This is a genomic window from Agrobacterium sp. FDAARGOS_525 (assembly GCF_003938925.1).
Classification (GTDB): Bacteria; Pseudomonadota; Alphaproteobacteria; order Rhizobiales; family Rhizobiaceae; genus Agrobacterium; species Agrobacterium pusense.
In genome coordinates, this window is the sequence record NZ_RKIU01000003.1 from 1,897,058 (window position 1) to 1,922,604 (window position 25,547).

Consider the following 25,547-nt stretch of genomic DNA (forward strand, 5'->3'; position numbering starts at 1 on the left):
TCGCAGATTAAAACGCCGTCACCCCGGAAAATACTCACCAGTGAGCGAAGGCACGCCATCCGTCCGAACCTCGCCCTTCTCGATCAGATCCTCGATATGCGCCAGCACGGAAAGTGCCGCCGCCCCATGCAGACGCTTGTCGGTGCTGGCATAGATCACCTTCACCATGTCGGCGATCAGCCTGTCGCCGTCCCTGATCCGCTTCAACACCGCCTTTTCCCGCATGCGGCGGTGGGCGCGCAAGCCCCGCATGAAGGCGGCAGGATCGGTGACCGGGCCGCCATGGCCTGGCAGGAACAACCGGTCGTCGCGGGTCAGCAACCGCTCCAGTGAAGCCATATAGTCGCTCATCGCCCCATCAGGCGGCGCGACGATGGTGGTAGCCCAGGCCATGACGTGATCGGCCGAAAAGACAATGCCGCTGCCCTCAAGCGCAAAGGCGGCGTGGTTGGCGGTGTGGCCCGGCGTATGCAGCGCCGTCAATGTCCAGCCGTCGCCGGAAAGGCTCTGCCCGTCGCCCAGCGCAATGTCGGGCGCGAAAGCCGTATCGGAACTTTCGGCAAAGGGATTGGTCTCGCCCACATGCAGTGGCCGGGCGGCGCGGTGCGGGCCTTCAGCCACCGTCAGCGCCCCGGTCGCCTGCGCCAGCCTGCGGGCAAGCGGCGAATGATCGCGATGGGTGTGGCTGACGAAGATGTGCGTGACTTCGCGCCCTTCGAGCGCGGCCATCAGCGCCCGAAAGTGCGCCTCATCCTCCGGGCCGGGATCGATGACGGCGACGGAACGGTCACCGACGATATAGGAATTGGTGCCATGGAAGGTGAAGGCGGAAGGATTGTTGACGGTGATGCGCTGGATGAGCGGGGCGACGGGAACCGCCTCGCCATAGGCCGGCTTGAAATCGAGATCGAATGCCGGGTCCGCCATCAAGACCTCCTGAATGAATGCCATGCCGCCAGTGCCGACGGCACCCGCCGCACAATCGCCAAGCCCTATCATGCCGTCTGCGGCGCGACATCCAAAAAGCTTGAATTTTGTGAAAAAATTGGTCGCCGGGTCATTGCCGCGCCGGGCAGGCTTTGCTAATCAGGCGCGGTTCAGGCAGCGGCGTTTCGCTTTCGCTGCCCTGTTGGGGCGTCGCCAAGCGGTAAGGCACCGGTTTTTGGTACCGGCATTCCCAGGTTCGAATCCTGGCGCCCCAGCCACCTCATAAAACGCCATAAAAATCAATAACTTAGTGCAGAGATGGCGTCGCCGGTAGTACACGCCGGTAGTACACATTGGATGGACAACTAAGGCTGGCGTTTTGTCCTTTACACCTCATGTCTGGCTGCTATCGTCGCCGCATTGATTTGGGGACATACTGGTGGCAAGAGAAAATAATGGTGACCTCGGCTTCACGGCCGAGCTTTTCAAGGCGGCTGACAAACTTCGAGGCAATCTTGAGCCCTCGGAATACAAGCACGTCGCGCTTGGCCTGATCTTCCTGAAATACATCTCCGATGCCTTCGAGGGGCTTCATGCGAAGCTCGAAGCGGACGAGTATGCCGATGCGGAAGACCCGGAGGAGTATCTCGCCGAGAACGTCTTCTGGGTGCCGAGGGAGGCCCGCTGGACCTATCTCCAGGCCAACGCCAAGCGCCCGGAGATAGGCAAGCTGATCGACGAGGCGATGGAGGCGATCGAGAAGGCGCCCTCGAACGAGGGGCTGAAGGGCGTGCTGCCGAAGAACTACGCTCGCCCGACGCTGAACAAGACCATGCTCGGCGAGCTGATCGACCTGTTCTCCAACATCGGCATGCATGACAGCTCCGACAAGGCCAAGGACCTGCTGGGCCGCGTCTACGAGTATTTCCTCTCGGGCTTCGCCGGTTCCGAAGGCAAGCGCGGTGGCGAGTTCTTCACGCCCCGCTCGGTGGTGCGCACGTTGGTCGAACTGCTGGAGCCCTACAAGGGCCGCGTCTACGACCCCTGTTGCGGCTCGGGCGGCATGTTCGTGCAGTCGGAGAAGTTTATCGAGGAGCATGGCGGACGGCGGGACGACATCGCCATCTACGGGCAGGAGATCAACCACACTACGTGGCGCCTCGCCAAGATGAACCTCGCCGTGCAGGGCATCGATGCCGATATCCGCTGGAACAACGAGGGCAGCTTTCATCGTGACGAACTACCGGACCTGAAGGCCGACTTCATTCTCGCCAACCCGCCCTTCAACATCTCCGACTGGGGTGGTGAGCGATTGGCGGAGGATGCACGCTGGAAGTTCGGCTTGCCGCCCAAGGGCAACGCCAACTTTGGCTGGCTGCAGCACATCATCCACCACTTGGCCCCTCGCGGCACGGCAGGTGTGGTACTCGCCAACGGCTCGATGTCCTCGCAGCAGTCTGGTGAAGGCGATATCCGCAAGGCAATGATCAACGCCGATCAGGTGGATTGCATGGTGGCTCTGCCGGGGCAGCTGTTCTTCTCGACGCAGATACCCGCCTGTCTCTGGATACTGGCCCGCGACAAGAGCGCGAATGGCCACCGCGACCGGCGCGGAGAAATCCTGTTCATCGATGCCCGCAAGCTCGGCTTCATGGTGGATCGCGTGCGTCGCGAATTCACCGACGAGGACATAGAGAAGATCGCCGGCGCCTATCATCGCTGGCGTGCCAAGCCGGAAACGCGGGAGAAGAACGGCTGGGCGGACTATCAGAACGAACCCGGCTTCTGCAAGTCGGCGACCTTGGAGGAGGTGCGCTCGCACGGTCATGTCCTGACGCCGGGGCGCTACGTCGGTGCAGCGGATGCCGAGGATGATGGCATCTCGTTTGCGGAAAAGTTCGATGGATTGAGGGAGACGCTACTAGCGCAATTTGCCGAGGGGCGAGCGTTGGAGGAGCAAATAGATACAGCTCTCGGATCGGTTCAGGTAGATGCCAACTAAGCTGGGTGAGATTTGCCGTCTTGTGGGCGGGTTCGCGTTCAAGAGTGGAGACTTCGGGACAGAAGGCGTTCCTGTTATCAAAATTTCCGACGTTACCGGGGGCGGTACGGTCAACTACGATGGACTGCAACGTGTCCCTCAATTGGTCGCCCATCAGACCAAAAAATTCTCGCCTGCTCCGAGAGATACGCTTATCTCAATGACCGGAGCCAATGTAGGAAAGACCGCGCGAACTGGTTATGGTGACCCAGAAGCTAGGATCAACCAGCGAGTGGGGCGCTTTGTCCCCATTACGGAACTGCATTTTTCCAAGGACTACATCCACTATCTGGTCAGCCGCCCAGAGGCGTATCTTTATTTTGCCAACGCCGCTTACGGCTCGGCTCAGCCCAACATAAGCGGAGCGCTAATTGAGAGCCTCCCCATACCGGATATCCCGGCCGCGATTGCCAACAAGATAGGTGAATTGCTCGGTTGCCTCGACGACAAGATCGAACTGAACCGGCGGATGAACGAGACGCTGGAGGCAATGGCGCAGGCGATCTTCCGCGACTGGTTCGTCGACTTTGGCCCGACCCGCCGAAAGGTCGAGGGCGCATCCGATCCCGTCGAGATCATGGGCGGCCTCGTCACCGATGCCGAGTGCGCGCAGAAACTCGCCGATCTCTTCCCGGCAAGGTTCGGGGACAATGGGCTGCCGGAGGGGTGGGGCGCAGGAAGGCTAGAGGATGTGCTGGAGCTTGCTTACGGCAAGTCCCTACCAAAGGGTGATCGTCGGGATGGCCCATATCCTGTGTATGGTTCGGGCGGCATTGGTGGGTTCCATGATGCCGCACTAGTTAAGGGGCCGTCTGTAGTCGTTGGCAGGAAAGGCACGGTAGGCAGCCTGTACTGGGAGGATCGTGACTTCTATCCCATCGACACCGTCTTTTATGTGAAGTCGGAAAAACCGATGACCTACTGCTACTACCTCCTGCAGACACTGGGCCTTGATGGCATGAATACGGATGCCGCTGTGCCGGGCCTAAACCGCAGCAACGCATATCGACTTGATGTGGCGATGGCGAGTGCAGCGATTGTTCGGGAGTTCGGGCATATGGCCGGGCTTCTGCGGCAGAGGATTACTTCAAACGAGATAGAAAGCCGCACGCTCGCCGCCACCCGCGATCTCCTCCTCCCCAAGCTGATGTCCGGCGAAATCCGCCTTCGCGATGTCGAAGAACAATTGGAGGCCGCGCAATGACAACCTTCAACCTTTATTGTGACGAGAGCTGCCACCTTGAGAACGACCATATTCAGGTCATGGTTTGGGGCGCGGTCTATTGTGACTTGAAGGAGACCCGGCGTATTTCAGAACATATCCGAGCACTGAAAGAAACGCACGGCCTGAAGCGGAATTTTGAGATCAAGTGGACGAAGGTATCTCCCGCGCGGATTGCATTCTATCAGGAGGTTTTGCAATACGCTCTTGAAGAAAAATCCATTAATTTCCGTGGATTACTTGTCGCTGATAAGTCAATTCTCGATCATGGCAGTTTTACCCAAACACATGACGAGTGGTATTACAAGATGTATTTTACGATGTTAAAGTACATATTCACGCCAGGGCATAAATACAGGGTCTATCTGGATATCAAGGATACCCAAGGTGGAGCGAAGACCCGGCAACTTCATGAAGTACTTGCCAACAGCCTGCATGATTTCGACCGTTCTTGCATCGAACGGGTGGAGCAAATTCGCTCCCATGAAAGCGAGTTAATGCAGGTGGCGGACCTTATTATCGGAGCCATTGGCTACGCAAATAGGGGCCTCTCTAGCAGTGCAGGAAAGAGTGCGCTTGTCGAGCAACTGAAGGCGGTCTTGGGCTCCCGAGCCCTTTCGACCACTTCTACCTTTGGGTCGCAGAAATTCAATCTTCTCGCATGGTCGCCCAAGGGTTACGGTAAATGAGCCTGCCGGACCTCGTGCTCTTCTCCGACTTCGATGGTTGTCAATCGGCGTCGTAACGGGACCCCTTATCGGCTCCCAAAAGGGACCCCTGCCTCTAGTTGCATCGGGTCAGCGCGCGTAGGCCCGGGGCTCTCCATTTAGCGCAAGGGCCTGCGGGCGCGGGTTGTTTGTCTTTTCGGCTTTAGCTTTGAGAGCGGTTTTTAAAGCGCCAGGATTCGTTCCCGGTTTCCACGATCTCGCAATGGTGGGTGAGCCTGTCGAGCAGAGCGGCGGTCATCTTGGCGTCGCCGAATACGGCCGGCCACTCGCCGAAGGCCAGGTTCGTCGTGACGATGATGGACGTCCGCTCGTAGAGCCTGCTGATGAGGTGGAAGAGGAGCTGGCCGCCCGCCTGGGCAAATGGGAGATAGCCCAGTTCGTCCATGATGACGAAGTCGAGCCTGGTGATGAAGTCGGCCAGCCGTCCCTGTTTGCCGCTACGTGCCTCCGTCTCGAGCCGATTGACGAGGTCGACGACGTTGAAGAAGCGGCCGCGTGCGCCATTGCGGATCAGAGCACGAGCAAGGGCGATGGACAGGTGAGACTTTCCCGTGCCGGTTCCGCCGACCAGAACGATATTGTGCTGCTCGGCGAGGAAGGCCCCGGTTGCGAGTTGGCGCACCAGGCCTTCGTTGACCGGCGTGTCGGTGAAGTCGAAGTCGTCGATGTCCTTGGCCAGCGGCAGCTTGGCGACGGTGATCTGGTATTTGATGGAGCGCGCTTGCTTCTCGGCGATCTCCGACTGAAGCAGGTCACCGACGATGCGCGGCGGTTCGTGCTGTCGCTTGATGCCGGAGGCCATGATCTCGTCATAGGCGCTACGCATGCCGAACAGCTTCAGCGTGCCCATCATGTCGAGGATTTGGGATCGTTCCATATCAGCTTGCCCTCCTCAGGCTGTCGTAACGGGCGCAGTCGGCCAGAGGCTCATGGGTCAGGCGAAGCGCATCGGGGATGGAAAGGATGGCGGCCGGCTGCGGATCACGCTTGCGGGCCAGAATGTTGATGATGACGGCGGCCGAGAACACGCCCTGATCGATCGCCTCCTGGCAGGCCGCTTCGACGGCGGGGAGCCCGTCCAGGCCCACGCATTCGAGGATCGACACCATCTGCCGGTCGCCGTCATGCATTGCCTTCAGCCGGCGGCGCACCTTCTCCATGGCGGCGGGCAAAACCCAGTCGTGGAACGGCGCACCGTTGCGCAGTGCTCCCGGTTTGCGGGTCAGGACCGGCACGTAATGCCAGGGATTATAGATCGTCTCGCCACGGCCGAAGCAGCGATCGTGTTGGCCGATTTCCACGCCATCCTGCCGGATGACGATGCGATCTGCATAGGCATGTATCTCGGCAGGGCGGCCGACTGCCGTAGACAGTACCGAGTATTTGTTGTTGTCGAAACGCACGAGGCAGGTCTTGCCGATCGAGGCCTGCACAGCGTGGAAGCCGTCGAATTTGCCGGGATAGCCGACCAGGTGCGGCCGCTCCGCATCGAACACCTCCCAGATCGTGCGCTCCGTCTGATCGACGTGCTTATGAGCGCGGGCGTAACTGATGCACTTGTCCAGCAACCAGCCATTCAGTTCATCGTAGGATTTGAAGCGCAGTCGCGGCGTGAAGAAGCGTTCGCGCACCAGATTGACCTGGTTCTCGACCTGGCCTTTCTCCCACCCCGACGCCGGCGTGCAGGCCACCGGTTCGATCAGGTAATGGCTGCACATCTGTAGGAAGCGGCGATTGTATTGCCGTTCCTTGCCGACGAAGACCGTCTCCACCGCGGTCTTCATATTATCATAGATGCCGCGCGTGCAGGCCCCGCCGAAGAAAGCGAACGCCCTGTCATGGGCGTCGAAGACCATCTCTTGCGTCTCGCGCGGATAGGCTCTCACATACATCATCCGGCTGTGGCAGAGCCGGATATGCGCAACCTTCACCGTCGTCGTCACGCCGTTCAGCACGACAATCTCGTGGCTCCAGTCGAACTGGTAGGCCTCGCCCGGCGCGTAATAGAGCGGCACATAGGCTTGCGCCGTCACGGACCCGCGCTCCTTCGCCCATGTTCGGGCGTAACGCCGGACTGTGTCGTAACCGCCCTCGTAGCCGAGGTCGCGCAAGTCCTCGAATATCCGGATCAGTGTCAGCCGTTCGCGAGAAGATTTGGCCTCATTGGCGAGGAGCATTCCATCGAGCTGACCGCGCCAGGGGCCGAGCTTCGGCTGAGGTTGACGGGTCCGTTCGTATTTGAACTCCGTCTCATCGGTGCGCAAAACCTTCCGCACCACTTTCCGCGATATGCCCAACTCCCGGCAGATCGCCTTGATCGACTTGCCCTGAACATGGGCTAGCCGCCGTATCTTCAGAATTGTTTCCACAATAAGCATCCGAACAAAAAGCCTCCGATGAAACCGGAGGCTGTTGTAACCCCATTGCAAATGGGGGTCCCGTTTGGACGCCGATCACCCCATGTGCGGGGTCCTTATTCCATGCCTAATCACAGGCGATCCGGAGCGTAGACCAGCGGAAGTCAGCGTCTGATATAGTCGCCTGCTCGAATTGCTGGAACAATGCGCGAAGGCATCCAGCCATGAAGCACGATATCGGCTTCAAGGAAGATGTCGACGATATCGAGAAATTCGAAGACGCCGGTGTAGTCTCGTGCGTAACCGGAGAGATCGTCAACGGCTTCCTATGAGAGCAATGCGAATGGCCCTTGGACTTCTGTGCCCATGGCAACCATTGATATTGTCCATGGAGTTTTCAGCTTGCAAAGAAATTCGCGGAAGTCTCCCATTTTGCCAGGCTTCAGGCCGAGTTGCGGGCAGATGTCCCCAGCAAAGCCGTGTAATGTTCCCTTGATCTCGACAAACCGCATGGAGACGCGCATCAACTATCGAAATACGTGATGATACCAACCACACCTCGAACGCGGCTCCACGGTCGATAGCCAGTAAGAAAAACACCGATCTGAAAACAAAGCCGCCGAAGATCGCTCAACGGGGCGGTGAAGGTCGTCTGAGGCGGAACGGGTTAGGCCACGTTCGGTGCTTGGAGACGCTCGCCGTCGCCTGATGAGCCGCTTCTTTGCGTACGGAGTATGGCAGAACAATCGGAAGATTGAACCATTGTTTCAGGCGGCAACGGCAATTTCCCGCTCGATTTCCGGGTACCTTATAGCCTCGACTACCTGCTGCAGCGCGCGAATGTCCAAGCCGTCGGGATTGTAGGTGCCGAACGTGATGCCCTCCCGATCATGGCCGACGACCTGCGCCACCTCTGTTTGAGGAAGTCTTGCACGCTCAAGTACCTTGATTGCGCTGCGCCGAAAAGAATGAAAGTCCACCCGATCTTTCCCAGTTCGTTCGTCAGGACGCACGATCTTCAACTTCCTCCGGTACTCGGTAAAGCGTTTTGATATGTACCACGACCGCTTGCCATCGGGGCCTCCCGGCTTCAGCGCGGGAAATAGCCACTCGCTCTTGTGATGCCGCATGAACTCGAGCAAGCCAGCGGCGATGAGGCGGGAATGGATGGGCACCTTCCGATCACCCGCCTCGGACTTGGCGTTCGTGATGTCGAAATACCAGACGTCGTCCTCCTGCTTGATGTCGGCGACCTTCCGGTCGCACATCTCGTTCAACCGCATGCCGCTGTACGCGGAGATGAGGCAGAGCCAAGCAAGGGTGTTAGGGTGGCTCTGTTGTTTGGGGCGAACCTCCGGCTGGGTGGCGAGGAGCTTTTTCATTTCCTCGATAGCGAACGGCAGCTTCTGAGTTTTCCGCTTCTCACCGGTCTTACGGTATTGCTCTTCCCACGGGTTCTCGCCCGACAGCCGGCCACGCTGCTTAGCCCACTGCCAAACCATCGAGAGGGCGGTGGCATACCGGTTGACCGTCCTGTTGCGCAGACCAGTCTCATGGTTGCCGAACTCTTTGAAGATGTCGTCGAACGTCCGCTGCTTCGTTTGCGGGCTCCGGCCCCAATGGGGATCAAGCGTGGCAATCTTATCGAGAAAGTCGGCCGCCTGTTTCCGATTAACCTCATGTAGGAACGGCTTCCCCGCCCATTGGTCGAACAGGCGATAAACCGCTTCGTACTGACCACGCGTTTGCTCCGTGAGCTTGGCGGACGGGTCGCGTTGAACTTCCTCGATGTATCGGCGCGCGGCCTCGGCGAACGCCTCCCCAGCCCCCTGTCGCTTCTTCAAGCTGACTGGCTCAAGGGTCTCCATGTCGATACCATTGCGTCCGAACACGAGAGGCGGCCTGATGGTTCTTCCGCCGAGCGCGGCCCTGCGCCCGAATGCTGCCGCGATGCGTGCCGAAGCGAGCGCATAATCCAGATCGCTAAGCTTTGGGTCCTCCAGTTTCTCAGCTTCAAGCTCGGCGAAGATGTCAAGGTTCTCCTCGCCCTCGTTGTATTCGGCCAGGACTTTCAGTGTATCTTGGTACTCTGCCTGCGCCTTTTCCTCAATCTCGGCAGGCGTCCACGTACGCTTGCCACGGAGCACATCAAATTGGGCGCTCCAGTGCGCAACCAGCGGCCAGCGGTCTTTCTGCGCCTGTGACAAATCACGGGTATGTAGCGATTTCACAATGTTGGACTTACCCATCTTATCGATCAAATCGGCAGGTACCTTCATTGCGAAGTACCAGCCTTGCCGCCGCTGCTTGAGGTATCGAGTGTCAGCCATTTGCTCCTCGGTAGTACACGCTGGTGGTACACGTTGGTAGCTCATGGCGAAGGGATAAGTCAATAAGCGCAATGATTTCTTGGGGCTTACTTGGGAGTAAGTGGGGCTCCTGGCGCCCCAGCCACCTATCCCCAAGTCAAAACAGTGTTCGCAGGTCCCGGCGACCGTCAATAATGCGAACTATTTCCACGGAGCGTATGTTCTCACCATTGGTATCCGGCACGGTTTCGTAGAGAATGATGTAGGGCGCTTCAACCAGCATGCGGGCGGATGGAAAAATTTCCGGGTGGCGCTCGCCGAGGTGGGGATGCTCGATCAAGCGCTCCGCTTTGGCGCGAAACCGCGCGAAATACCGCTCCGCCGCAAGGGTATGCAATTTACCAATGTCGATGTAGATTTTCTTCACATCGCTGCGCGCGCGGGGCGACCAGACAAGTTTAATGGTCACGATTTTTCAACGAAGCCAGTTCTGCACGCGCTTCATTGAGCGCCTCGTCAAAATCCACTTCGGTTGAATTGCCACTGGCTTTGCCTTCGGTCCATAATGTGCGCAGCTTGGCAATGTCGTCGCGTCGCTGAACCCATTTTGCAGACCAGTCACGCATCGCTTCACGGATGACTTCGCTGCTGCTGGCATAAGCCCCGCTTTCCACGGCATCACGCAAGATTTCGGCGTGCTGGGGTGTCATCGAGACGCTGATTTTTTCCACATTGGCCATCTAAGATCTCCATCGATTTGGTAGCAATTATTACCACCAAAGAGATTGGCCGACCAGATATTTCAGTATGCAGAATTGGATCGACAAAAAACGCCGCGCATCCAGAGACACGCGGCGTCCAATCCTAAATCGCACCTAAACCTTAAAGCGCGATATCCGGCACCTTCTTCACCGGCGCACCCGCAGGCGCCGAGCCAGCTGCCTTCAGCGCTTCAAGATCGATCTGCGGCGGGGTCGGCAGCTGCAGGTGTTCGGCGGTGTAGGCCCATTCCTGCTGTACCTTTTCCGGGTCGTCATTGAGCTTGGTGCCGTAGCTCGGCACGATCTGGCGCAGCTTCGTCTGCCATTCCGGCGTTGCCACCTTGTCCTTGAAGACTTTTTCCAGAACGCTGAGCATGATCGGCGCTGCGGTGGAAGCGCCCGGCGAAGCGCCGAGCAGGCCGGCGATGCTGCCGTCCCCAGCGGAGACGACTTCGGTGCCGAGCCGCAGCACGCCGCCCTTTTCTTCGTCGCGCTTGATGATCTGCACGCGCTGGCCTGCCTGCCACAGGCGCCATTCCCCCTGCTTGGCATTCGGGAAATATTCCTTCAGCGCAGCAAAACGGTCGTCATCCGACATCATCAGCTGGCCGGCGAGATATTCGACCAGCGGATATTCATCGATGCCGACGCGCACCATCGGCCAGGCATTGCTGGTTGTTACGGAGGAGACGAGATCGAAATAGGAGCCTTCCTTCAGGAACTTGGTCGAGAAGGTGGCGAAAGGTCCGAACAGGATGACGCGTTTGCCGCCCAGCACGCGGGTATCGAGGTGCGGCACCGACATGGGCGGCGAGCCCACCGAGGCCTTGCCATAGGCCTTGGCCAGATGCTGCATCGTCACATCGGGGTTCTCGTTGATGAGGAACGAGCCGCCGACAGGGAAACCGGCATAATCATCCGCTTCCGGAATGCCAGACATCTGCAGCAGATGCAGCGCGCCGCCGCCGGCGCCGATGAACACGAATTTCGCATCCACCACCTGTTCGGCATCGGTCTTGGTGTTGGTATAGGTCACGCGCCAGCTGCCATCGGCATTGCGCTGGATGTCGGAAACCTCGCTATTGACCTGCAGGTCGAAATTCTGGTCGCTCTGCAGATGCGAGACGAATTGGCGGGTGATTTCGCCAAATTCCATGTCGGTGCCGAGCGGCGACCAGGTTGCGCCGATCTTCTGGGAAGGATCGCGGCCTTCCATCATCAGCGGCACCCACTTCTTGATCTGCTCGGGATCGGTGGAGAACTCCATGCCCGCGAAAAGCGGGCTCGCCTTCAGCGCCTGATAGCGCTTTTCCAGATAGGCGACGTTCTCGTCACCCCAGACGAAGCTCATATGCGGCGTGTGGTTGATGAAGGAGCGCGGGTTCTTCAAAACGCCGTTGCGCACCTGCCATGCCCAGAACTGCCGGGAAATCTGGAAGGATTCGTTGATGTTGATCGCCTGGCTGATCTTGATGTTGCCCTTGTCGTCTTCGGGCGTGTAGTTCAGCTCGGCAAGCGCGGAATGGCCGGTGCCGGCATTGTTCCAGCCGTTGGAGCTTTCAAGCGCCACGCCATCCAGCCGCTCCAGCATCTGCATCGACCAGGTGGGCTCCAGCTCGCGCAGCCACACACCGAGCGTCGCGCTCATGATGCCGCCACCGATGAGAAGCACGTCGACCTTCTTGGCAGTCGTATTGGCGAGAAGCGCGGAAGAGGGCAGCGCTGCTGCGGCAAGTCCGGCGAGAGCACCACCAAGAACCTGTCTGCGGTTCATCGGCAATGCGTGGGAGAGGGAAGTTTCCTCGGAGAGATCAGTGAGCTGGGATTTGTCTTGATCGATGGGAGTCACGGCCATACCTGATTCTTGTTTTGTGTTAAAAACACTCCTCCCGATCGCCCCGTTATAGCAAAGCGCAAACCGGCACAACCCGGACTCATCCACTCCAGTTCAAGCGGTTTTGTGCGGATTTTGCCGTGGCGGACGGCCGATTTCACGGTTTTGCCGATTATCGTTTTGATGATTGTTAAGATAAGTCGCGGCTTTCAAACGGTTGAAAGCGTTCCCTGACGGGATTTTGCCAAAAACGCAGCGCCAGCACCCTTTCCACTGAGTTACGATCCGCAAGGTGCCGCTTCAGGCACAATTTTTTTCAGAATAATGACGGAAATCCCGAAAAAGTGAAAAGGCCCACCGGTTCGGGCAGGCCTTCGCGCATTTTGGCTTGTGGCTGACGATCAGTTGGCGGCGAGGAATTCCGCGCAGTAGCTCGGACCGTTGACGCCCGGGCGATCGGAGATCGTGCGGACGGCGGTGATCTTGTAATCGCTGGAGACGACCAGCTGCACCGTGCAGGAAAGGGAGGCGGTGCGGGCGGGCGAAATCTGCCGGCCTTTTTTGCCATCCTTGCCTTCTTCGAACTTCGCCGGAATCGTCGCCTTCTTGTAGCCGCCGCGCCAGTTGTAGACGGTGGAGCTGCCGCTTTCGGTGTCGCTCAGCGGCGGGCCGAATTTGGCGAAGAAAATACCTGCGGACTGGCCGACCCAACGGGTCTCAACCGGGCTCTTCTGGGTGAAGGAGGGCGTGGAGCCATCGGTGGCAGTGGTGCAGGCCGAGAGCGTAATGGCAAACGCTGCAAGCGTTACGCTGCGAAATAGCATGGTGAAATGTCCTTTGTGCCGTGTCCGGCATCCCGCCGGTCATTCCGTTCCCCTAGCAGATTTGGCGGCGGCGGGCAGGGGAGCTGTGCGGCCCGATGAAAATTTCCTGCCACAATTGCTTTTTTGTAACGTTTTGAAGCCTTCCGCCCGGTGCCGCCGGTGCCTGCCGGGGCTGTTCCAGCAGGTGGGGAAAACTTGTCATAAAAAATGCAATAAGCCGCTTGTCGAATGCCGGAGGCTGGTCTATAGAAGCGCCGCTGGTCACGGAGTGTAGCGCAGTCTGGTAGCGCACCACGTTCGGGACGTGGGGGTCGGAGGTTCGAATCCTCTCACTCCGACCAGCTAGAAGCCCGATAAATCAGCGGCTTGCAAAAAATCCCGATACTTGCTGAAAACCTCCATATCAAATCGTCATACATCAACCGGGCCGGTCGCATCAGAGCCGGTTTGAATGCATTCGTCGCCCATGCCTCGGAGCCCAGTTGGGTAGGCTGTCGCAACTTCCTGCGCTTCCAGTTTTCCGTATGCGCGAATAAAAGAGGCCCGTCGCTCCGCCAAGCGCCAGGCCCCAATGTCGCGGCCTGTTTCAGGGGACGCGCGACACGGACCGTCTTAGAAGTGTCAATTCAGGTCCACAATCCAAGAAGTTACCCGTGACAGTCGCGAGCCCCGAGTTTCAGGGCCATCGCCGTGATCAACTTATCGCGATCAAAAAAGAGGCCCGCTGCATTTTCAAGCAACGAGCCTCTGTTCGGCCGCTTGGCGGAGCGACCGAGGGCAAATTCGCCTTTTGCCCATGAACGCCGAATGAACGAGCGCCCTTCTGCGCCGCCGAGAAACAACCCGTAAAAATCCGCAAAGCAGATGGATCGGAAAGCTTCCTCAGCCGTTATCCAAACATACAACAATGGAGGATAACATGCTGAAGGGTATTGCACTGTGGGCTATGGGCGTTCCGATCTTCGTGATCATTCTGCTTTATATGTTCGTGTTTTAAGTCGCATCTGACGACTGGACCCAAACAAAAAGGCGACCACACCGTGGTCGCCTTTTGTCGTTCATGCCGGCATTCTCAGTCGAGATCGCTGATGAGCCGTGAGGCTGTTGCCGCATCCGTGCGCCGGATGTCGATCTCGTCGCGGTGCTTGGCAAGAAGCTCGCTCGCCAGCAGCTTTTCCGCGAGATCGGCAGGCAGCGAGAGAATGACCCGGTCGCCTTTTTCTTCCGTCGCGCCAGTATTGCGCTTTCCTGAAATCATGCCGCCCGCCACCGTATTGTTGGTGTCGGGGTCGATCAGGATGAAGGAACCCGTCGAGCGGTTCTGCTCATAGGGATCGAAGATCGCCGTCTCATCGAAGGAAAGCCTGACCTTGCCGATGGCGTTCATCGGAAGCGACGTTTCATGCGCCTGCCATTCGCCTTCCTTGAGGTTCAGCTGGCTGACAGGCTGCACACTGACACGCTGTCGGCGGCTGCCGCTTTTCAGCCAGTAGCGTTTGCCGGCCTCGATGCCTCCGGGCTGCAAAGCCACGATCTGCGCGTCGAAGGCAAGGCCCGTCTGAGGCTGCGCCTCGATGGAGACAATCATGTCGCCGCGCGAGACGTCCACCTGACGATCGAGCACCAGCGTGACGGCATCACCCGCCACGGCGGCATTGCGCACCAGGTCGAAAGTGAAGATCTGCTTGACGTTAGCGACCATGCCGGAAGGCAGGATAACGACGCTGTCGCCCGGCTTCACCGAACCGCCGGCAACCGTGCCCTGATAACCGCGGAAGCTTTCGCCGGGACGCGAGACGCGTTGTACGGGAAAGCGGAAGCCGCCCGATTGCGCGGAGCGAACGGTCGCCAGTTCCAGCGTTTCCACCAGCGTCGGGCCTTCATACCAGGGCATGGAAGCCTTGCCTGACAGAACGACGTTTTCACCTTTCAGCGCCGACATCGGAATGGCGGTTATCTGCTTGATGCCGAGATCGGATGCGAAATCGCGGAACTCGTGGGCGATCAGTTCGAAACCGGCCTTGTCGTAATGCGTCAGGTCGATCTTGTTGACGGCCAGCACGAATTGCCGGATGCCCATCAGCGCCGCGATGGTGGCGTGGCGGCGGGTCTGTTCCAGAATGCCGGTGCGCGCATCGACGAGCAGCACGGCGAGATCGGCCGTGGAAGCGCCGGTCGCCATGTTGCGGGTATATTGCTCATGGCCGGGCGTGTCGGCCACGATGAAGGCGCGTCGGTCGGTGGCGAAGTAACGATAGGCGACATCGATGGTGATGCCCTGTTCGCGCTCTGCCTGCAGACCATCCAGCAGCAACGCGAAATCGGGCAGACCGAGATCGTTCTGCTTGCCGCTGTCGCGGTGCAGTGTCGCGGCCTGGTCTTCCTTGACGGCCTTGGTGTCCCAGAGGAGACGGCCGATCAGGGTCGACTTGCCGTCATCCACGCTGCCGCATGTGATGAGACGAAGCGGGCGGGTGTCGCGCGCTGCTTTCGAATGTTCAGCAAAGGGCAAAATGGTGGCCGTGGAAATGTTGGTGGTGGCAGAGGCGGTCATCAGAAATACCCCTCGCGCTTCTTTTTCTCCATCGAGCCGGACTGGTCGCGATCGATCGCGCGGCCCTGACGTTCGGAAACGGTGGCGATTTCGAGCTCGGCAATCACATCCTGAAGCGTCGCCGCCTCGGAACGGATCGCACCGGTGAGCGGGAAGCAGCCGAGCGTGCGGAAGCGGATCGAGCCACGCTTGACCTCTTCGCCGGGCAAAAGCTCCAGACGCTCGTCTTCGGCAAGGATCATCATGCCGTCACGCTCGATATAGGGGCGCTCGGCGGCATAATAGAGCGGCACCAGCGGGATGTTTTCCGCCTCGATATAACGCCAGATGTCGACTTCGGTCCAGTTGGAGAGCGGGAAAGCGCGAACGCTCTCACCCTTGCGCACCATGCCGTTATAGATGTTCCATAGCTCAGGGCGCTGGTTACGCGGGTCCCACTTATGGTCGGGCGTACGGAAAGAGTAGATGCGTTCCTTGGCGCGGCTCGCCTCTTCGTCGCGGCGTGCACCACCAAAGGCTGCGTCGAACTGGCCGGCATCCAGTGCCTGACGCAGGGCTTCCGTCTTCATGATGTCGGTGTAAAGCGCCGATCCGTGGGTGAAGGGCGTGATGTTTTCCGCCGCGCCGCGCGGATTGGTATGGGAGATCAGCTCCAGATCGTATTCCTTGACGATATTGTCGCGGAATTCGATCATCTCCTTGAACTTCCAGCCGGTATTGACGTGCAGCAGCGGGAAGGGAATGCGGCCGGGGAAGAAGGCCTTGCGCGCGAGATGCAGCAGCACGGACGAGTCCTTGCCGATGGAATAGAGCATCACGGGCTTGTCGAATTCGGCTGCGACTTCGCGAAAGATATGAATAGCTTCGTTTTCAAGCGCCTTCAGATGGGGATCGAGCGGCGGCTTGGATGCGACAGTATTCTTGCTGTCCGTCTCGTGGACTGCGTTGGACATTGTGAACTCCGGGAATGTACTGAATGATTATCGTTGCGGGATGGCGGAAACGGCGGAGGTCTGCTCCGCACCGGCGACGTGAAGACCGCATTCGCGCTTCTCGTCGTTTTCCCACCACCATCGTCCGGCGCGCTCAGGCTCACCGGGCTTGATGGCGCGCGTACACGGCTCGCAGCCGATGGACGGGTAACCGCGCTGATGCAACGGATTGATGGGGATGTTCTCCTGGGCGACATGCGCCTTGATGAGATCGATATCCCAGTCAGCCAAAGGGTTGATCTTGATGAGATTGCGATCCGCATCGAATTCGGCAAACGGCGTCGTGGCGCGATTGCCCGACTGGCCGCGACGGAGGCCGGTGATCCAGAAGGCGGCACCATCAAGCGCCTTGCCGAGCGGGATCAGCTTTCTGACATGACAGCAGGCATGACGCGCCTCAACGCTTTCGTAAAAGCCGTTGAGACCGTATTTTGCGGCGTAGGCGTCTATATCGTCCTGTTCGGGACGGAAACGACGGATTTCGATGCCGAAACGCTCCTCGGTTTCATCGATGAGATCGACGGTTTCCTTGAAAAGACGGCCAGTTTCCAGCGTGACAACGTCAATCGGCAGGCGATGGGTGCCGATGGCGGCGGTGATGACCTGATCCTCGATGCCGAGGCTGGTGGTGAAGACCGCGCGCCCGCCGAGGCCGGCGATAAATGAAAGCCGACCCGCCAGATCGAGCCCGGCAAGCGTGGCATCAAGGGAAGCGGCATCGGCAGAGGCATTTGCTGAATTGATGGTCATTGTCACGTCCGGGATTTCCATGGCCGATTATTGTTGAAATCGGCGCTTTGGACGAGAAATGACAGTCTTTGTGCGCTGCACTTCAGAGCAAAAATGCCTCTCGCGCGCGTGCTACGAGCAAAAGATGCCCGTTCACCTTGTTCGCGGCCTGGATTTGAATTGTGACAACTTCTGCGCTAAGCCGTGATTGCCGGGTATCCGGGCTTGTGATCTACTGGTTTTACGATGATTTCGCAGAAGGCAAAATATGCGCTGAGGGCGCTTCTTTCGCTGGCCAAGGCCGACGGCGGCTGTCCTGTGCAGATTTCCGACATTGCCCGCGAACAGGCCATTCCGAAAAAGTTTCTGGAGCAGATCCTTCTCGAAATGAAGAAGGAACGCCTTGTCGAAAGCCGGCGTGGCAAGCAGGGTGGTTATCTTCTGGCTCGTCCGGCGGATGATATTACTTTCGGCGAGGTGCTGCGGCTCATTGATGGCCCCCTTGCTCCTCTGCCTTGCCTCTCCCAGACCGCCTATCGCCGCTGCGAGGATTGCGACGGCGAGAAGCAGTGCGAGATCCGCCACGTCTTCGCCCGTGTGGCCGATGCGACGCGCAACATCCTGTTCAACACCACCGTTGCGGATGCGGTGGCCGGTGTCGAAGTGCCCGAGCTTTTGACGGCCTGACGAAAAATTCGTCTAAAACACCTCAATATTTTTCGCCATCGCGGCAAAAAACCGGCAAAAATGTGAAACGCTTTTGCATTCAGCAAAGTTTTACACGACGCTTGTTGCGCCTTTCGCTTATGCTGCGCTGTATTTGTTGCCCGGAGAAACGCTCAAGGGAAACACTTTTTCGATCGTATTCGGCCTCATTGACCAACTCTACTCAACCGGTAGAGTTAAGCCATCGCAATCAGGAGGGAATACCGATGTCCAAGCTTCTGTCCGGTTTGAGCGTTGTCGCGCTCAGCCTCTCACTGGCACTTGGCGCAGCTGGCTCGGCCGCGGCGCAGACCAAGCTGCTGAACGTGTCCTATGATCCGACCCGTGAACTCTACAAGGATTTCAACGAAGCCTTCGCCAAGAAGTGGAAGGCCGACACCGGCGAGGACGTCACCATCCAGCAGTCGCATGGCGGCTCCGGCAAGCAGGCCCGTTCGGTCATCGACGGTCTGGAAGCCGACGTCGTGACGTTGGCGCTGCAGAGCGACATCGACGCCATCGTGCAGAATTCCGGCAAGATCAACAAGGACTGGCGCGGCCGCCTGCCGCATAATTCCTCCCCTTACACCTCCACCATCGTTTTCCTCGTTCGCAAGGGTAACCCGAAGGGCATCCATAACTGGGGCGATCTGGTGAAGGGCGACGTACAGATCGTGACCCCGAACCCGAAGACCTCGGGCGGTGCGCGCTGGAACTATCTCGCGGCCTGGGCCTGGGCGAATGAAGAATTCAAGGGCGACAAGGACAAGATCAAGGCCTATGTCGGCGAGCTCTACAAGCGCGCTCCGGTTCTCGACACCGGCGCCCGTGGTTCCACGGTAACCTTCGCACAGCGCCAGATCGGCGACGTGCTGCTCGCCTGGGAAAACGAAGCCTATCTGGCCGGCCAGGAATTCGGCGCTGACGCTTTCGATATCGTCGTGCCGCCGATCTCGATCCTTGCCGAGCCGCCGGTTGCCGTGGTTGACGCCAATGTCGACGCCAAGGGCACCCGCAAGGCGGCCGAAGCCTATCTGCAATATCTCTATTCCGACGAGGGCCAGAATATTGCGGCCAAGCACTTCTACCGTCCCTCCAACCCGGCCGTTGTCTCCAAGGACCTGCTGAAGCAGCTGCCTGACATCAAGCTCGTCACCATTGACGACCCGATCTTCGGCGGTTGGGCAAAGGCGCAGCCGGAACATTTTGGTGACGGCGGCATCTTCGACCAGATTTACAAGCCCGCGAAGTAAGCGGATGATGGGGTGAACGTAGTCACCCCGTCCCACGGGACAAGACAAATCAGAACCTGATCGACCGGACGCCGTGCCGGTCGATACTTTATAATAAGCGCCGGGGGAATACCGGCTCCCAGAGAGCACCTCCAGGACGGGCAGACCTCGGTTGACTGTCCCGGAAATGTTCAAAAACTAAGATTATCCGGAGCCTTGATGAGCAATAATATTTCCGGAAGCAGGTGGAAGTGGCGGCAGTCGAGCGTCATACCGGGCTTCGGCCTGACGTTTGGTTACACCGTCACCTATCTGTTTCTCATCATTCTTATTCCGCTTGGCGGCCTTGTCTGGTCCACGGCGAAACTCGGTTTTGCAGATTTCATTGCGATTGCCACGGATAGCCGTACGCTGAATGCGTTGCGCGTCAGTTTTGGCACGGCATTCCTCGCCGCGCTGGTCAATGTGGTCTTCGGCGTCATCGTCGCCTGGGTTCTCACACGTTACCGCTTTCCCGGCCGTCGTTTCGTGGATGCCATCGTGGACCTTCCCTTTGCGCTTCCAACCGCGGTCGCGGGCATTGCGTTGACGGCGCTTTACGCCAATCGCGGCTGGGTCGGTTCGCTGTTTGAGCCCTATGGCATCAAGATTGCGTTCACGCCGACCGGCATCGTCATCGCGTTGATCTTTATCGGCCTGCCCTTCGTGGTGCGCACCGTGCAGCCGGTGATGGAGGAGATCGACCGGCAGGTGGAGGAGGTGGCAGCAACGCTCGGTGCCAATCGTTTCCAGACCATAACCCGCATTCTGTTGCCGAGCCTCACACCCGCCATCCTAACGGGGTTTGCGCTCGCTTTTGCGCGTGGTGTCGGAGAATACGGTTCGGTCATTTTCATTGCCGGCAATATTCCCTACGTCTCGGAAATCGCGCCGCTCCTCATCGTCATCCGGCTGGAGGAGTTCAATTATGCGGCCGCCACCGGCATCGCCACCATCATGCTGATCATCTCCTTTGCCATGCTGTTCCTCATCAATCTCATTCAGGCCTGGAGCCGCAAGAGGTACGGTTATGTCTGAGACTGTTTCCCGCACCACGCCGCGTCCGTTCCGCGATCCCGCCAGCGAAAGCCTGCCAGCGCGGCTGGCCCTGATCGCCATCGCCTTCGTCTTCCTCGCCGCATTTCTCGTCCTGCCCCTGGTTTCGGTCTTCTTCGAAGCATTCCGCAAGGGCACGGAAAGCTTCTGGGAGGCGATTTTCGAGCCGGATGCGCTTTCCGCCATTCGGCTGACGCTGCTCGTCGCCGCTATTTCGGTGCCGCTCAACCTCATTTTTGGAGTAGCGGCCGCCTGGGCCATCGCGAAATTCGAGTTCAAGGGCAAGGCATTCCTGATCACGCTGATCGACCTGCCATTCTCGATCTCTCCGGTCATATCAGGTCTGGTCTACGTCATCCTGTTTTCCTCGCACAGCGTGCTAGGCCCATGGCTGAAGAGTTACGGCATCGAGATCCTCTTTGCGGTGCCGGGCATCGTGCTCGCCACCATCTTCGTCACCTTTCCCTTTGTCGCGCGCGAGTTGATCCCGCTGATGCAGGATCAGGGCAATGGTGACGAGGAGGCGGCGATTTCGCTTGGCGCATCCGGCTGGCAGACCTTCTGGTACGTCACGCTGCCGAACATCAAATGGGGCCTGCTTTATGGCGTGCTGCTCTGCAACGCCCGTGCCATGGGCGAGTTCGGCGCTGTCTCGGTGGTTTCAGGCCATATTCGCGGCGAGACCAACACCATGCCGCTGCATGTCGAGATACTCTATAATGAGTACAATATAGGCGCATCCTTCGCCGTTGCGACGCTGCTTGCCGGTCTGGCTCTGGTGACCCTCGTTCTTAAAACCATTCTCGAAATACGCTTTGGCGCGGGCAACGCAGCCGGCAAGCATTGAAAGGCATCTTCATGGAAGTGAAAGTTTCCGGCATCACCAAGCAGTTTGATCGCTTTCCGGCGCTGAACGATGTGTCGCTCAACATTCGCTCGGGCGAGCTGATCGCGCTGCTTGGTCCTTCCGGTTCCGGCAAGACGACGCTGCTGCGTCTGATTGCCGGTCTTGAGCAGCCGACGACGGGCCAGATTTTCTTCGGCGACGAAGACGCCTCGCATCGCACCGTGCAGGAGCGCAATGTCGGTTTCGTTTTCCAGCATTACGCGCTGTTTCGCCACATGACGGTGGCAGACAACATTGCTTTCGGCTTGAAGGTGCGACCCTCCGCCAAGCGTCCGCCAAAAGCGGAAATCCGCAAGCGCGTGTCCGAGCTTCTCGACATGGTGCACCTTTCCGGGCTTGAAAAACGCTACCCCTCGCAGCTCTCGGGTGGCCAGCGCCAGCGGGTGGCGCTCGCCCGCGCCGTCGCCATCGAACCGAAGGTGCTGCTTCTCGATGAACCCTTCGGTGCGCTGGACGCCAAGGTGCGCAAGGAGTTGCGCCGCTGGCTGCGTGAATTCCACGACCGCACCGGCCACACCACCGTCTTCGTCACCCACGATCAGGAAGAGGCGCTGGAACTGGCGGACCGCGTCGTCGTCATGAGCCAGGGCAAGATCGAGCAGGTCGGCACCGCCGATGACGTCTACGACACGCCGAACTCGCCCTTCGTCTTCTCCTTCATCGGCGAATCCTCCAGCCTGCCGGTCACCATCCGTGATGGCCATGTGCTGTTCCAGGGCGAAAGCATCGGCGTCAACGAAAGCGGCGCAGGCGAGGGCGAATTGTTCTTCCGGCCGGAAGACGTGGTGCTGACGGACGAAAAGGACGCGCTTTACGGCAAGGTCACCACCTGTCGCCGCCTGGCCGGCACCCGCATCGCCGAAATCGACATCGCCAATAACGGCCATGAACCCTACCACCTCGAAATCGAAGTGCCGCTCAACGCCGCCGTGGCGGTGGGTGCCGAACTGCGGTTCCGCCCGACGCGGTGGAAGGTGTTCGGGAAGAAATAAGGAAGAGGTGACCGCCGTTTAGGGTCGATGGTTTCAACGGCGGTGAACTGCAATCTGATTAAGGAGATTTTCTCGTCGCGAGAGAACCGCACCTGCACTCGAAGCGCAGATTTCTCAATAGCCGAAGCAATAAGCAAAAACGGAAAAGGGCCGCCTGAGCGACCCTTCCATGAGTTTGGTCCTGTTTACAGACCCGGGACTGTTTCTCAACGTTCCGAAGGCAGAAGAGGTTTACAACGAGGGCTGCCCCGTCGAAAACACACCCTTTCCATTGCCTGCACCAGAGACCGAAATCTCACTAGACATTGGATCACCTCCTTCCGATACGTTGAACATAACTAGAAGGTAGTACGATTCGTGAGTAATGCAAGAGGGCTAACTGAGAACTTACTCTGCAGCACCTAGTCGACTCGCATCACGATCTTGCCGATATGGCTGCTGCTTTCCATCAGCCGGTGCGCTTCCGCAACCTCATCCAGTGTGAAGACGCGGTTGATGACCGGTGCGACCTGGCCGCTTTCGATCAGCGGCCAGACCTGATCCACGAGATCGTCACGGATGGCGCGTTTCTCGTCCGCCGTGCGCGGGCGCATGGTGGAGCCGGTGACGGTCAGGCGCTTGACCATGATCGGCGTGAGGTTGACCTTGTCGGCCACTGCGCCCCCCAGAAAGGCGATGATGGACAGGCAGCCGTCCTTTGCCAGCGCCGCAAGGTTCTTTTCGAAATAGGCAGCACCAATCATGTCGAGAACGACATCGACGCCCTTGCCGCCGGTTTCGGATTTCACGACTTCGGCGAAATCCTCGTCGCGGTAATTGATCGCGCGTTTGGCGCCGAGCTTCACACAGGCCTCGCATTTTTCTGCAGAGCCCGCCGTGGCATAAACTTCCGCGCCGAATGCTTTGGCAAGCTGGATCGCCGTCGTGCCGATGCCGCTGGTGCCGCCGTGGATGAGCACGGTTTCACCTTCGGTCAGGCCCGCCATCTGGAAGAGATTCGCCCAGACGGTGAAGAAGGTTTCCGGCAAGGCTGCGGCTTTGACGGCGTCGTAACCTTTGGGGAAGGGCAGGGCCTGCCCAGCGGGAACGGCGCAATATTGCGCATAACCGCCGCCATTGGCGAGCGCGCAGACCCTGTCGCCAAGATTGAATTCATCGACGCCTTCGCCAAGCCCAACAACCTCGCCGGCGATCTCAAGGCCGAGGATCGGACTTGCATCCTTGGGTGGCGGATAGGTTCCCTGGCGCTGTGCGACATCCGGCCGGTTGACGCCTGCTGCCTCGACCTTCACCAAAACCTCGCCTTTCGCGGGCTTCGGCAAAGGCGCTTGTGAAAGACGCATCACTTCCGGACCGCCATGGGAGGGAAGGTCGATGAAACGCATTTTTTCGGGCAGGGTCTTGGGGTCGGGCATGGTCAGGGGCAACTCCTCACTATCGGCGTCGCCTGAAGATGTAGGTCAGATGCGCCGCTTAGGGAAGAAGGCCGTTTGTCACTGGTGTCAATTGTCTCGCCGAAGACCCGGATGACGAGGCCGCTGTCATTTTCCTTCGCAGCCGCTTTAACGCCCGCGATCTCGCTGCCGATGCGCTCGGGATTTGCGATGATCAATCCTTTGGGCAAGCTCAGAACGCCAATGGAACAGCGCAGAAGCGCGAAGTCCCGCTCATTGCCGTGCCGGTCCTGGCCCTTCATGCAGCCCGCCTCGCGATCCTCGGCCGAATACAGTTCCGCGACATCGTCGTGGAAATCGCTGAGCAGCCGCTCGAGTATTTCCGTCAGGTCTTCCACCGCCCAGTCGCGCACGCCGATGAAGAAGTCATCACCGCCAATATGTCCGAGGAAGCAGTCGCCGGCAAAAAAGTAACGGCGCATCAGTGCTGAAAACAGGGTGATGGCGTGGTCGCCGGCGTTGAAGCCGTATTTGTCGTTGAAGGGTTTGAAATTGTCGAAGTCGCAATAGCAGAAGAAACGTGTCTCGTCGCCATCGCTGCAGCGGTCGGCGATGAAGCCGCCAATCGCGCGGTTGCCCGGCAATGCCGTCAGCGGGTTCTGGTCCTGCGCCATCTTCAGCTGTTTTTCATTGATGACCTTGATAAGCGAAGCGGCGGAAACGATGCCGGCGTAACGCATGTTTTCGGTGAGGATAATGCAGGCGCTGCCGCCCATGCTGGCAAACATGTTCATCAACTGGTCGGCATCGGCATCGAGACCGACGATCGGCGCGGCGTCGACGAAATGGGAGATGGTGCGCTCATAGATCTTGTTCTTGAGCAGGTCACGGCCAAAGGGTCGGTAGATATATTCCTTGAGATGATATTCGTTGATGACGCCGCGCGGTTCGCCGTTGGCATTGAGAACCGGAAAAAACGCCTGCTGCGGGTTTCTCCGGAAGAGCTCGAAGACGCTGTCGACGCTGTCATGTTCGAAGACGGTGGGAAGTCGTTCGATTTCACGGCGGATCAGGATCTCATCCAGAGTCTGGCTGTTTCGCCGCGCCACGCCGATGCGGTTGATGTGGGGAAAGCTCTCCGGCAACTCGCTGGTGAAGACCGTTGGCCTGGCGATCAGCCAGCCCTGCACCAGGTCGACGCCGAATTCGCGACACGTCAGGAACTCCGCTTCCGTTTCAATGCCCTCGGCAATGACCCGCACCCCCAGAACATGGGCAATATTGACGATGCTGCGGACAAGATGCTGCTTGCGCGGCAGATGATCGACGCCGGTGATGAAGTGACGATCGATCTTCAGATAGTCCAGCGGAAAATCGCACAGAAGCTTCATCTCGCCGTGTCCCGCGCCAAAATCGTCGATCGCCAGCTTGAAGCCCTCTTTCCGCATGCGGGCAATCAGCGTCGTGAATTCGGGGACGCTTGTATTGTCGAAGCGTTCGGAAAGCTCGAAGCAGATGGAGGAGGGGGGAATACCCGCGCGCGCCAGATGGCCCACAAGCTTGTCGAGAATGGCGTCGCCCTGCGCGATCAGCCTCACATCGAGGTTGAGAAACAGGGTGGCGGAGGAGAAGTCAGGCAGGGTGGAGAATTTCGCCAGCGCGCGGCTCGCCAGCATCTGCTCGAAAGCCTTGAGTTCGCCGCCCTGCGCCGCCTGGTCGAGAAGCGCCAGCGGATCGGAAAAACCGAGCCGGTCGTGGCCGCGCATCAGTGATTCATAGCCGAAAATAGTGCCCGTCGTCGCCTCGACGATCGGCTGAAACGCGGTTTCCAGCACGAGCTTCGCCATGGGAAACATGTGCCCGGAGGCAAATCGCCTTACGGCATCGTTTTCCAGCGTAACGGCCTGCATTTCTGTTCTCCGCTATTACGGCCTTCCTTCCGTG

At 58.9% G+C, this 25,547-nt stretch carries 20 protein-coding genes, 2 tRNA genes and 1 pseudogene; 10 read left to right on the plus strand and 13 right to left on the minus strand.

What is annotated here, in order from left to right; all coding sequences use genetic code 11:
* Positions 1-18 precede the first annotated feature (18 nt).
* Positions 19-927, minus strand: coding sequence for an MBL fold metallo-hydrolase (locus tag EGT36_RS10585; RefSeq protein WP_037090931.1), 909 nt, complete (start codon positions 925-927; stop codon positions 19-21).
* 203 nt (positions 928-1,130) lie between these two features.
* Between EGT36_RS10585 and EGT36_RS10590 the strand changes: the two genes are divergently transcribed.
* From EGT36_RS10590 to EGT36_RS10605, 4 genes are all read left to right on the plus strand, one after another.
* Positions 1,131-1,205 (plus strand) — tRNA-Gln (locus EGT36_RS10590).
* 161 nt (positions 1,206-1,366) lie between these two features.
* A complete protein-coding gene (locus EGT36_RS10595) occupies positions 1,367-2,929 on the plus strand; it encodes a class I SAM-dependent DNA methyltransferase (protein WP_125270375.1) in 1,563 nt (520 codons plus the stop codon).
* Positions 2,919-4,172, plus strand: a complete 1,254-nt coding sequence (locus EGT36_RS10600) for a restriction endonuclease subunit S (protein ID WP_125270377.1) — start codon at positions 2,919-2,921, stop codon at positions 4,170-4,172. Before EGT36_RS10595 ends, EGT36_RS10600 begins: the two co-directional genes overlap by 11 nt.
* Positions 4,169-4,879 carry a DUF3800 domain-containing protein gene (locus tag EGT36_RS10605; RefSeq protein ID WP_125270379.1) on the plus strand — a complete coding sequence of 237 codons (711 nt, stop codon included), beginning with the start codon at positions 4,169-4,171 and terminating at the stop codon, positions 4,877-4,879. The genes EGT36_RS10600 and EGT36_RS10605 overlap by 4 nt, the downstream gene beginning before the upstream one ends.
* Positions 4,880-5,060: 181 nt before the next feature.
* On the opposite strand, the gene istB is transcribed toward EGT36_RS10605, so the two are convergent.
* The 7 genes from istB to EGT36_RS10640 form a co-directional block, all read right to left on the minus strand.
* Positions 5,061-5,795 carry an IS21-like element helper ATPase IstB gene (istB, locus tag EGT36_RS10610; protein WP_003501246.1) on the minus strand — a complete coding sequence of 245 codons (735 nt, stop codon included), beginning with the start codon at positions 5,793-5,795 and terminating at the stop codon, positions 5,061-5,063.
* A 1-nt stretch (position 5,796) separates the two neighbouring features.
* Positions 5,797-7,296 carry an IS21 family transposase gene (gene istA / locus EGT36_RS10615; protein WP_052821263.1) on the minus strand — a complete coding sequence of 500 codons (1,500 nt, stop codon included), beginning with the start codon at positions 7,294-7,296 and terminating at the stop codon, positions 5,797-5,799.
* 746 nt (positions 7,297-8,042) lie between these two features.
* Positions 8,043-9,605, minus strand: a complete 1,563-nt coding sequence (locus tag EGT36_RS10620; RefSeq protein WP_172965641.1) for a site-specific integrase — start codon at positions 9,603-9,605, stop codon at positions 8,043-8,045.
* Positions 9,606-9,741: 136 nt separating this feature from the next.
* Complete coding sequence (locus EGT36_RS10625; RefSeq protein ID WP_037090761.1) at positions 9,742-10,053, minus strand: type II toxin-antitoxin system RelE/ParE family toxin; 312 nt, start codon at positions 10,051-10,053, stop codon at positions 9,742-9,744.
* Positions 10,043-10,324 (minus strand): type II toxin-antitoxin system ParD family antitoxin, encoded by a 282-nt coding sequence (locus EGT36_RS10630; RefSeq protein ID WP_022555762.1) that lies wholly within the window; start codon positions 10,322-10,324, stop codon positions 10,043-10,045. Before EGT36_RS10630 ends, EGT36_RS10625 begins: the two co-directional genes overlap by 11 nt.
* Before the next feature lie 142 nt (positions 10,325-10,466).
* Entirely contained in the window at positions 10,467-12,200 is a 1,734-nt protein-coding gene (gene mqo / locus EGT36_RS10635; RefSeq protein WP_037090759.1) for a malate dehydrogenase (quinone), read from the minus strand.
* A gap of 380 nt (positions 12,201-12,580) precedes the next feature.
* Entirely contained in the window at positions 12,581-13,003 is a 423-nt protein-coding gene (locus EGT36_RS10640; protein WP_037090758.1) for a hypothetical protein, read from the minus strand.
* Between the two features lie 264 nt (positions 13,004-13,267).
* On the opposite strand from EGT36_RS10640, the gene EGT36_RS10645 reads away from it, so the two are divergent.
* Positions 13,268-13,344: transfer RNA gene (locus EGT36_RS10645), tRNA-Pro, on the plus strand.
* A 731-nt stretch (positions 13,345-14,075) separates the two neighbouring features.
* Here EGT36_RS10645 and cysN read toward each other — a convergent pair.
* From cysN to EGT36_RS10665, 3 genes are read right to left on the minus strand one after another with little or no spacing between them, the layout of a single operon-like run.
* Positions 14,076-15,557: a sulfate adenylyltransferase subunit CysN gene (cysN, locus tag EGT36_RS10655; RefSeq protein WP_037091711.1), complete on the minus strand. Its 1,482-nt coding sequence runs from the start codon at positions 15,555-15,557 to the stop codon at positions 14,076-14,078.
* Positions 15,557-16,510 (minus strand): sulfate adenylyltransferase subunit CysD, encoded by a 954-nt coding sequence (gene cysD / locus EGT36_RS10660; protein WP_037091710.1) that lies wholly within the window; start codon positions 16,508-16,510, stop codon positions 15,557-15,559. The genes cysN and cysD overlap by 1 nt, the downstream gene beginning before the upstream one ends.
* 27 nt (positions 16,511-16,537) lie before the next feature.
* The gene (locus EGT36_RS10665) at positions 16,538-17,320 is read right to left on the minus strand and encodes a phosphoadenylyl-sulfate reductase (protein ID WP_162719109.1); all 783 of its coding nucleotides are present in this window, start codon (positions 17,318-17,320) and stop codon (positions 16,538-16,540) included.
* Between the two features lie 204 nt (positions 17,321-17,524).
* Between EGT36_RS10665 and EGT36_RS10670 the strand changes: the two genes are divergently transcribed.
* From EGT36_RS10670 to EGT36_RS10690, 5 genes are all read left to right on the plus strand, one after another.
* Positions 17,525-17,965 (plus strand): RrF2 family transcriptional regulator, encoded by a 441-nt coding sequence (locus EGT36_RS10670; protein ID WP_004440445.1) that lies wholly within the window; start codon positions 17,525-17,527, stop codon positions 17,963-17,965.
* Between the two features lie 245 nt (positions 17,966-18,210).
* Positions 18,211-19,236 carry a sulfate ABC transporter substrate-binding protein gene (locus tag EGT36_RS10675; protein ID WP_004440447.1) on the plus strand — a complete coding sequence of 342 codons (1,026 nt, stop codon included), beginning with the start codon at positions 18,211-18,213 and terminating at the stop codon, positions 19,234-19,236.
* Positions 19,237-19,434: 198 nt separating this feature from the next.
* Complete coding sequence (gene cysT, locus EGT36_RS10680) at positions 19,435-20,292, plus strand: sulfate ABC transporter permease subunit CysT (RefSeq protein ID WP_037091709.1); 858 nt, start codon at positions 19,435-19,437, stop codon at positions 20,290-20,292.
* Entirely contained in the window at positions 20,285-21,157 is an 873-nt protein-coding gene (gene cysW / locus EGT36_RS10685; protein ID WP_022555771.1) for a sulfate ABC transporter permease subunit CysW, read from the plus strand. Before cysT ends, cysW begins: the two co-directional genes overlap by 8 nt.
* 11 nt (positions 21,158-21,168) lie before the next feature.
* Positions 21,169-22,209: a sulfate/molybdate ABC transporter ATP-binding protein gene (locus EGT36_RS10690; RefSeq protein ID WP_006700005.1), complete on the plus strand. Its 1,041-nt coding sequence runs from the start codon at positions 21,169-21,171 to the stop codon at positions 22,207-22,209.
* A gap of 401 nt (positions 22,210-22,610) precedes the next feature.
* Here EGT36_RS10690 and EGT36_RS10700 read toward each other — a convergent pair whose 3' ends face one another.
* Together EGT36_RS10700 and EGT36_RS10705 are read right to left on the minus strand one after the other, a co-directional pair.
* On the minus strand, positions 22,611-23,624 hold the full coding sequence (locus tag EGT36_RS10700) for an NAD(P)H-quinone oxidoreductase (RefSeq protein WP_037091708.1): 1,014 nt from the start codon (positions 23,622-23,624) through the stop codon (positions 22,611-22,613).
* A gap of 92 nt (positions 23,625-23,716) precedes the next feature.
* Positions 23,717-25,513: pseudogene (locus tag EGT36_RS10705) on the minus strand (GGDEF domain-containing protein); the annotation flags it as partial.
* Between the last annotated feature and the right edge of the window lie 34 nt (positions 25,514-25,547).

Bases quoted from the DNA above. Each gene is read 5' to 3' on its own strand.
- EGT36_RS10585 (WP_037090931.1), bottom strand. From the start codon at position 927: ATGGCGGACCCGGCATTCGATCTCGATTTCAAGCCGGCCTATGGCGAG.
- EGT36_RS10600 (WP_125270377.1), top strand. From the start codon at position 2,919: ATGCCAACTAAGCTGGGTGAGATTTGCCGTCTTGTGGGCGGGTTCGCG.
- EGT36_RS10605 (WP_125270379.1), top strand. From the start codon at position 4,169: ATGACAACCTTCAACCTTTATTGTGACGAGAGCTGCCACCTTGAGAAC.
- istB (WP_003501246.1), bottom strand. From the start codon at position 5,795: ATGGAACGATCCCAAATCCTCGACATGATGGGCACGCTGAAGCTGTTC.
- istA (WP_052821263.1), bottom strand. From the start codon at position 7,296: ATGCTTATTGTGGAAACAATTCTGAAGATACGGCGGCTAGCCCATGTT.
- EGT36_RS10620 (WP_172965641.1), bottom strand. From the start codon at position 9,605: ATGGCTGACACTCGATACCTCAAGCAGCGGCGGCAAGGCTGGTACTTC.
- EGT36_RS10630 (WP_022555762.1), bottom strand. From the start codon at position 10,324: ATGGCCAATGTGGAAAAAATCAGCGTCTCGATGACACCCCAGCACGCC.
- mqo (WP_037090759.1), bottom strand. From the start codon at position 12,200: ATGGCCGTGACTCCCATCGATCAAGACAAATCCCAGCTCACTGATCTC.
- EGT36_RS10640 (WP_037090758.1), bottom strand. From the start codon at position 13,003: ATGCTATTTCGCAGCGTAACGCTTGCAGCGTTTGCCATTACGCTCTCG.
- cysN (WP_037091711.1), bottom strand. From the start codon at position 15,557: ATGACCGCCTCTGCCACCACCAACATTTCCACGGCCACCATTTTGCCC.
- cysD (WP_037091710.1), bottom strand. From the start codon at position 16,510: ATGTCCAACGCAGTCCACGAGACGGACAGCAAGAATACTGTCGCATCC.
- EGT36_RS10665 (WP_162719109.1), bottom strand. From the start codon at position 17,320: ATGGAAATCCCGGACGTGACAATGACCATCAATTCAGCAAATGCCTCT.
- EGT36_RS10670 (WP_004440445.1), top strand. From the start codon at position 17,525: ATGATTTCGCAGAAGGCAAAATATGCGCTGAGGGCGCTTCTTTCGCTG.
- EGT36_RS10675 (WP_004440447.1), top strand. From the start codon at position 18,211: ATGTCCAAGCTTCTGTCCGGTTTGAGCGTTGTCGCGCTCAGCCTCTCA.
- cysT (WP_037091709.1), top strand. From the start codon at position 19,435: ATGAGCAATAATATTTCCGGAAGCAGGTGGAAGTGGCGGCAGTCGAGC.
- cysW (WP_022555771.1), top strand. From the start codon at position 20,285: ATGTCTGAGACTGTTTCCCGCACCACGCCGCGTCCGTTCCGCGATCCC.
- EGT36_RS10690 (WP_006700005.1), top strand. From the start codon at position 21,169: ATGGAAGTGAAAGTTTCCGGCATCACCAAGCAGTTTGATCGCTTTCCG.
- EGT36_RS10700 (WP_037091708.1), bottom strand. From the start codon at position 23,624: ATGCCCGACCCCAAGACCCTGCCCGAAAAAATGCGTTTCATCGACCTT.